Annotated in this window: 8 protein-coding genes; 3 read left to right on the top strand and 5 right to left on the bottom strand. The window is 74.2% G+C overall.

Translation table 11 applies throughout. The features are described 5' to 3' along the window. Positions 1–65: 65 nt before the first annotated feature. Entirely contained in the window at positions 66–1,607 is a 1,542-nt protein-coding gene (gene lnt / locus ABT127_RS36060) for an apolipoprotein N-acyltransferase (RefSeq protein ID WP_351459731.1), read from the bottom strand. A gap of 110 nt (positions 1,608–1,717) precedes the next feature. Then, entirely contained in the window at positions 1,718–2,194 is a 477-nt protein-coding gene (locus ABT127_RS36055) for a nuclear transport factor 2 family protein (protein WP_351459728.1), read from the bottom strand. A gap of 69 nt (positions 2,195–2,263) precedes the next feature. Here ABT127_RS36055 and ABT127_RS36050 point away from each other — a divergent pair, with 69 nt between their 5' ends. Both ABT127_RS36050 and ABT127_RS36045 read left to right on the top strand, forming a co-directional pair. Continuing rightward, a complete protein-coding gene (locus ABT127_RS36050) occupies positions 2,264–2,920 on the top strand; it encodes a DinB family protein (protein ID WP_351459726.1) in 657 nt (218 codons plus the stop codon). A gap of 19 nt (positions 2,921–2,939) precedes the next feature. Beyond that, positions 2,940–3,680, top strand: coding sequence for an SDR family oxidoreductase (locus ABT127_RS36045; protein WP_351459724.1), 741 nt, complete (start codon positions 2,940–2,942; stop codon positions 3,678–3,680). Between the two features lie 15 nt (positions 3,681–3,695). Here the strand turns inward: ABT127_RS36045 and ABT127_RS36040 are convergent, their stop codons facing one another. The 3 genes from ABT127_RS36040 to ABT127_RS36030 all read right to left on the bottom strand — a co-directional run bounded on the left by ABT127_RS36040 (position 3,696) and on the right by ABT127_RS36030 (position 5,554). Further along, on the bottom strand, positions 3,696–3,869 hold the full coding sequence (locus tag ABT127_RS36040; RefSeq protein ID WP_351459721.1) for a hypothetical protein: 174 nt from the start codon (positions 3,867–3,869) through the stop codon (positions 3,696–3,698). Between the two features lie 90 nt (positions 3,870–3,959). Continuing rightward, a complete protein-coding gene (locus ABT127_RS36035; RefSeq protein ID WP_351459718.1) occupies positions 3,960–4,709 on the bottom strand; it encodes a tyrosine-protein phosphatase in 750 nt (249 codons plus the stop codon). Next, positions 4,706–5,554 carry a helix-turn-helix transcriptional regulator gene (locus tag ABT127_RS36030; RefSeq protein WP_351459715.1) on the bottom strand — a complete coding sequence of 283 codons (849 nt, stop codon included), beginning with the start codon at positions 5,552–5,554 and terminating at the stop codon, positions 4,706–4,708. The genes ABT127_RS36035 and ABT127_RS36030 overlap by 4 nt, the downstream gene beginning before the upstream one ends. Before the next feature lie 102 nt (positions 5,555–5,656). Here ABT127_RS36030 and ABT127_RS36025 point away from each other — a divergent pair, with 102 nt between their 5' ends. Then, the gene (locus ABT127_RS36025; protein ID WP_351459712.1) at positions 5,657–6,364 is read left to right on the top strand and encodes an SDR family NAD(P)-dependent oxidoreductase; all 708 of its coding nucleotides are present in this window, start codon (positions 5,657–5,659) and stop codon (positions 6,362–6,364) included. The last annotated feature ends 4 nt before the right edge of the window (positions 6,365–6,368 follow it).

Raw genomic sequence — 6,368 nt, 5'->3', positions numbered from 1 at the left:
CGCGCAGTTCCCCGCGCCCCTGAGATGCGCACTTCGTGCGGCATCTCATCAAGAGGAGCGCCGCCTCAGGGGCGGCGCGGGGAACTGCGCGACCAGCCCCCGCCGGCGTGCACGTGGGACAGCCGGCGGGCCGCCTCCGCCGCCCCCAGCACCACCAGCACCGCCCCGGCCAGATGAACCGGCCAGTCACCGAAGCGGACGTACAGCGTCGTGCCGTGGGCCGTCGGTGCCGCGTACACCCGGGCCGTGCTCGACGACGTACCGAGCCACGGGCCGACCCGCGCACCATCGGGGCCGTACACGGCGGAGACCCCGGTCAGCGTGGCGTGCACCATGGGCCGCCCGCTCTCGGCGGCCCGCAACGCCGCCAGCGACGCATGCTGCTCCGGGGCCCAGCTGTGCTGGAACGTCGAGGTCGACGACTGCGCGAGCAGCAACCGCGCCCCGTCACGGGTCAGGCTCCGGGTCATGTCGGGGAACGCCGACTCGAAGCAGACCAACGGCCCGAACCGCAGCGCCCCCGCGTCCATCACGACCTGGTGCGTCCCGCGCCTGCGGTCCTCCCCGGCCGCCTTGCCCACGGACGTCGCCCAGCCGAGCAGCGACCGGGCGGGCACGTACTCGCCGAACGGGACCAGGCGCATCTTGTCGTAGCGCGGGCCCGTCGGCCCGTCGCGCCCGATCAGGACCGAACTCTTGTAGATGCCCTCGGAGCGGCGCGCGTCCACGTTGACCAGGATGTCCGCGTCGACGAGCCGGGAGAGCGCGGCGAGCCGGCGGGCCAGATCGGGGCGCGCGTCCAGATCGAAGCCGACGCTGCTCTCGCCCCAGACGACCAGATCGACCCGCTGGCCCGCGAGCCGGCGGGTGAGGGCCTCCTCGCGGTCGAAGCGGCGACCGGCGCTGTCGGCGCCGCCGATCACCCCGGGCTGGACGACGGCCACGCGCGCGGTGCCGTCGGTCTGCGGACGCGGCGCCCAGGCCGACGCGGCGGTGGTCACGGCGACGGTCGCGACGAGCCCGGCCACCGCGGGGGCACGGGCGCCGCGCGCGATCACGAGCAGCGCCACCGCGGTGTTCAGGACGACCACGAGCAGGCTCAGCAGCCACACCCCGCCCACCGAGGCGAGCCGCAGCGCCGGGCCCACCTGCCACTGACTGGAGCCCAGCATTCCCCACGGGCCGCCCAACCCCTGCCAGGACCGGACCAGTTCGACCATCAGCCACGCCGAGGGCACCGCGACCAGCGCGGCCACCCCCTGCCGCGCGGACGGCCGCCCGTGCAGCAGCCGGTGCAGCAGCCATCCCCACGGCGCCCACAGCGCGCCGAGCAGCGCAGCGAGGACCACCGTGAAGACATGCAGGCTGGGCAGCAGCCAGTGGTGCACCGCCAGCATGAAACCGAGGCCGCCCAGCCAGCCGTCCAGGGCGGCGCGGCGCGGCGTCGGCGCCGAGCGTGCCAGCAGCATCCAGGGGACGAGGGCCACGTAGGCGAACCACCACAGCGCGGGCGCGGGGAACGCGAGCGCGGGCAGTGCGCCCGCCCCGGCCGCCGCGGCCCCGCGCCACCAGGGCGATTCCCCGAGCCGCTGCCGCCAACCCCGCATTCGCCGCGCCTCCCACCTCGTACGACTGCCGCCGTCATCGGTCACGTGCCTTCAGTGTGCGCGTCGGCGGCGATCAACGACAGTGGGCACCGCCCGGCAGGGCGCCGGAGTCAGACGCCGGTCGCCGACGGCTGCGGAGCGCGCCGCCACTTCTCGTGGACGGTCACCCGGTGCATCCGCCAGCCCAGATGCGTACGGACGAGCCCGAACGCGTACCGGCCGCCGCACACGAAGTCCGGCGCCCCGCCCTCGTCCGCGCCCGTGAACCGCATGGGGTTGATGTAGTCCGCCTGGACGGCGGCGGTGTCGCCGACGTCCCGGTCCAGACGGCCGAAGCGCACGCGGCGGTTGACGATCAGGTGCTGGCGCATCGGGAAAAGATCCATGGTCCGGGTCAGCCACTGGGCGATCTCCTCGGCGCCGCCCTCCTCACCGCCCGCCGCCCGGTAGTCGGCGCGGCCGTCCGGTGCGAACAGGGCGCGGTACGCCGCCCAGTCCCCGTCGTCCACGGTCACGGCGTAGTCGGTCACCAACTCGTCGACGGCGAGCCGGTCGAGGACGGTCGCGAGTTCCACACGCTGCGTCATCGAGTCAGTGTCGAGCCCACGGCCCGTACAGCCAAGAGGCGTGCGCCAGGTCGCTGTTACCGTCGGCCCATGTCAGCAGAGCCGAACACCTCGATACCCGGTCCCGTCACCGCCGACGATGTCGCGCAGGCCGTCCGGATCACCGTCGACGCCCTGAGCCCGGCGACCGGGGCCGACTGGCACGTCCCGGCCGGGCCGCTGGAGTGGACGTGCTGGGAGACCGGCGAGCACCTCGCCGACGACCTCTTCGCGTACGCGGCCCAGATCGGCTCGACCCGGCCGCAGGCCGACGACTACGTGAGCTTCGGCTTCTCCCGGCGCCGCCCGCAGGGGCCCGCCAACACCGTCACCGCCGAGCCGGAGGCGGGCCCGGCCGGACTGCTGGGCGTGCTCGAGGCGTGCGGCGGGCTGCTCGTCGCCGTGGTCCGGGCGACCCCGGCCGACGCCCGCGGCCACCACGTCTTCGGCGCCGCCGATCCCGAGGGGTTCGCCGCGATGGGCGTCGTCGAGACGCTGCTGCACGCCCACGACATGGCGCTCGGCCTCGGCGTCCCCTTCGTGCCGCCAGCCGGACTGTGCGCCCGCTCCCTGCACCGGCTCTTCCCTGACGCGCCCGCCGGCGCCGAGCCCTGGCCGACGCTGCTGTGGGCGACCGGACGCGGTGATCTGCCGGGCCGGGAAAGGGTCGGCAAGTGGCGCTGGTACGGTGCGCCTCGCGCGACATGATCACTGTCAGGAGGCTCGCTTGACCCGCCCCATCACACTCGTCACCGGCGGCAGCCGAGGCATCGGCGCCGCCACAGCACTGCGGCTCGCCCGGGACGGCCACGACGTGGCCCTGTCCTACGCCCGCGACAAGCAGGCGGCCCTGCGCACCGCGGACGGCGTGCGCGCGGCCGGTGCCCGTGCCGTCGTCCTCCAGGGCGACACCTCGCAGGAGGCCGACGTGGAGCGGCTGTTCGACGAGGCGCAGGCCGAACTGGGCCCGCTCACCGGCCTGGTGAACAACGCCGGTGTCGCAGGCCCGTTCGGCCCGCTCGCCGAGGCGCGCACCGAGGACCTGCGCCGGATCGTCGACGTCAACATCCTGGGCGTCCTGCTGTGCAGCCGCCGTGCCGCCCGTGACATGGCCGCCTCCGGCGGCGGCGCCGTCGTGAACCTCTCCTCCGCCGCCGCGACCCTGGGCAGCCCCGGCGACTACGTGCACTACGCAGCCTCCAAGGCCGCCGTCGACACGCTCACCGTCGGCCTGTCCAAGGAGCTCGGTCCGGCCGGCATCCGCGTCAACGCCGTGGCCCCCGGCATCATCGACACCGAGATGCACGCCAGGGGCGGCGACCCGGACCGGGCCGAACGGATGGCGGGCGCGCTCCCGCTGCGCCGGGCGGGCACGGCCGACGAGGTCGCGGCGGCGATCGCCTGGCTGCTCTCGGCGGACGCCGCGTACACGACGGGTACGGTGCTGCGCGTGGCGGGCGGACGCTGACCTGACGGGCCCGGGTCAGGCCGCCTCGACGACCTCGGTGCGCGTGGCCTGGGCCCACTCCGTGACCAGCAGCTCGTACTGCGTGCGCTGCTCGGCGGTGAGCCGCCCGCCCGTGCGCAGCCACAGCCCCCGGATCTGCTCGTTCACTTCCTCGGCAGTCCGCGCAGGCTGGCGTGCGGCAGATGGCATGTGCCAAGGCTATGCGCGCGACGACCGAATGTGAACCCTGAGCGAGCGGTCGACTGCGTCAAGTGATCGTTTGTGGCGGGGAGTCGGCGATCATTCGAGCAGAGTCCTGCGGAGCCGAGTGGTCAACCCCTCATCCATGCCCAGGTGTTCGGTGACATACCCCTGCACGCTCCCGAACTGCGCGGACAGGTCCGCGAGGAACAGCCTCATGATCGCCTCGGGTGCGCGGCCGAAGCCGGGCCAGCTCGGCTCGCGGCCCTCGTGCGCCGCCTTCCAGTCGGCGAGGAGGCGGTCCGTGGCGCGTTCGGTGAGTGCGAAATCGGCCGCCACGTCGTCCTCGTGCACACCGAGCAGGACGAGGACCAGCGCGGCCAGCAGGCCGGTGCGGTCCTTGCCGGAGGCGCAGTGGAAGACCAGCGGTCCCTCGGCGGACGCGATCAGGCCGAGCGCCTGCCGCAGTTCGCCGGCGCCGTCGTGGGCGACCTCCAGGTAGCGGTCGGCGAGATGGCGCCACGGGTCGACGTCGGCCGCGATCACGGCCTGGTCGTACGGGCGGTGCTCCACGCTGAGATTGACCCAGGTCTGCCCGGGGATCTCGGGCGCCCGCCCGGCCGCCGCGATCTCCCACGGATAGCGCAGATCGATCACGGTACGTATGCCGAGGCCGGTGTATCTCTCCCGGTCGGCCCGCCCTGCGTCGTCGTCGGGGGCCGGGTTCAGCTTCGACAGCGCGTCGGAGCGGTACAGCCGTCCCCACCGGACGGTACGGCCGTCGAGGGTGCGATAGCCGCCCAGGTCACGGAAGTTGTGCAGACGGGCGAAGGGCAGGTGGCGTGTCATGCGGGTGAGGATACGAGCAGCGCCGGGACCACGTGCGTGGCCAGCAGTGCCAGGGCGTCCGCGTCCGGGGTGCCCGGCTCGGCCGTGTAGACCATGACGCGCAGATCGTCGCCCGCGACCGTCAGGATGTCGCAGTCCAGGGTGAGCGGGCCCACCTGGGGGTGATCGACCGTCTTGCGGGCCGCCTCGTGCCGGCCCACCTCGCCCGCGTCCCACAGCGCGGCGAACCGCGGACTCCCGGCCCGCACCTCCGCGATCAGGGCCGACAGCTCCGGGTCGGCCGGGTAGCGGCTCGCGGTCGCCCGCAGGTCCGCGACGAGCGCCGTCTCCATCGCCCGGCGCTCCTGCGGGCTCTGCCGCACCCGGCCGGGCGGGCCGAGGAACGTCCACCAGACGCCGTTGCTCCGGTGGTCGCGCCACTGCGGGCGTTCCGCGAGGAGCGCCGTGTACAGCGGGTTCGCCAGCAGCAGCGTCCACGCGGCGTCGAAGACCGCGACCGGTGTCCCGGCGAGCCGCTCCAGGAGGCGGTGCACACTCGGCGTGAGCGTGCCGGGCACCCGGTCGCGGCCGGGCGGCACCAGACCCGCGAGCCGGAACAGGTGCTCGCGCTCGGTGTCGGACAGCCGCAGCGCGCGGGCCAGCGCCGCGACGACCTGGTCCGAGGGGTGACTGGCCCGGCCCTGCTCGAGCCGGGTGACGTAGTCCGCGGAGATCCCCGCCAGCAGGGCCAGCTCCTCGCGGCGCAGCCCGGCGGCGCGCCGCTGCCCCACGGGCGTGAGCCCGGCCGACTCGGGCCGGACGCGGTCCCGCCAGCGCCGCACGGCGTCCCCGAAGTCGTTGCTCATGCTCCCCACTCTGCCCCCTCGCGCACGGATCTTCCTGGTACCGACAGTCCCAGGAAGACCGGACGGCTGGCAGGGCGGGGCGCTTCACCGGAGGCTTGACGCATGACCACGACACTCATCACCGGGGCCAACAAGGGCCTCGGCCGCGAAACCGCCCGCCGCCTGATCGAGGCCGGCCACACCGTCTACGTCGGCAGCCGCGACCCGGAGAAGGGCCGCCGCGTCGCCGAGGAGCTGGGCGCCCGGCACGTCGTCATCGACGTCACCGACGAGGACTCCGTCGCCGCGGCCGCGGCGGCCATCGAGGCCGACGGCGGCCTCGACGTGCTGGTCAACAACGCCGGCATCGAGGGCCGCACCGCCGGCAACGGCATCGTCGCCCCCGCCGACGAGACCGTCGAGACCCTCCGCCCGCTCTTCGAGACGAACGTCTTCGGCACGCTCCGGGTCACCCACGCCTTCCTGCCGCTGCTGAACCGCTCCGCCGCGCCAGTCATCGTGAACGTGGCCAGCGGTCTCGCCTCGATGGCCCTGATCGCCGCCCCGGACGCCCCCGCCGGCTTCTACCCGGGCATCGCCTACCCGGCCTCGAAGACGGCCGTGAACATGCTGACGGTCCAGTACGCGAAGGCGTTCCCGACCATGCGGATCAACTCCGTCGAGCCGGGCTTCACCAAGACCGACCTCAACGGCAACTCCGGCACCCAGACGGTCGAGGAGGGCGCCGAGATCATCGTCCGCATGGCGCAGCTCGGCCCGGACGGACCGACCGGCGGCTTCTTCTCCGCGTCGGGTCCTCTGCCCTGGTGACCCG

This window comes from Streptomyces sp. NPDC001904, assembly GCF_040297005.1.
Lineage (GTDB): Bacteria > Actinomycetota > Actinomycetes > Streptomycetales > Streptomycetaceae > Streptomyces.
The sequence above is the reverse complement of the archived record's forward strand: the minus strand, read 5'-3'. Positions and strand labels throughout refer to the sequence as shown.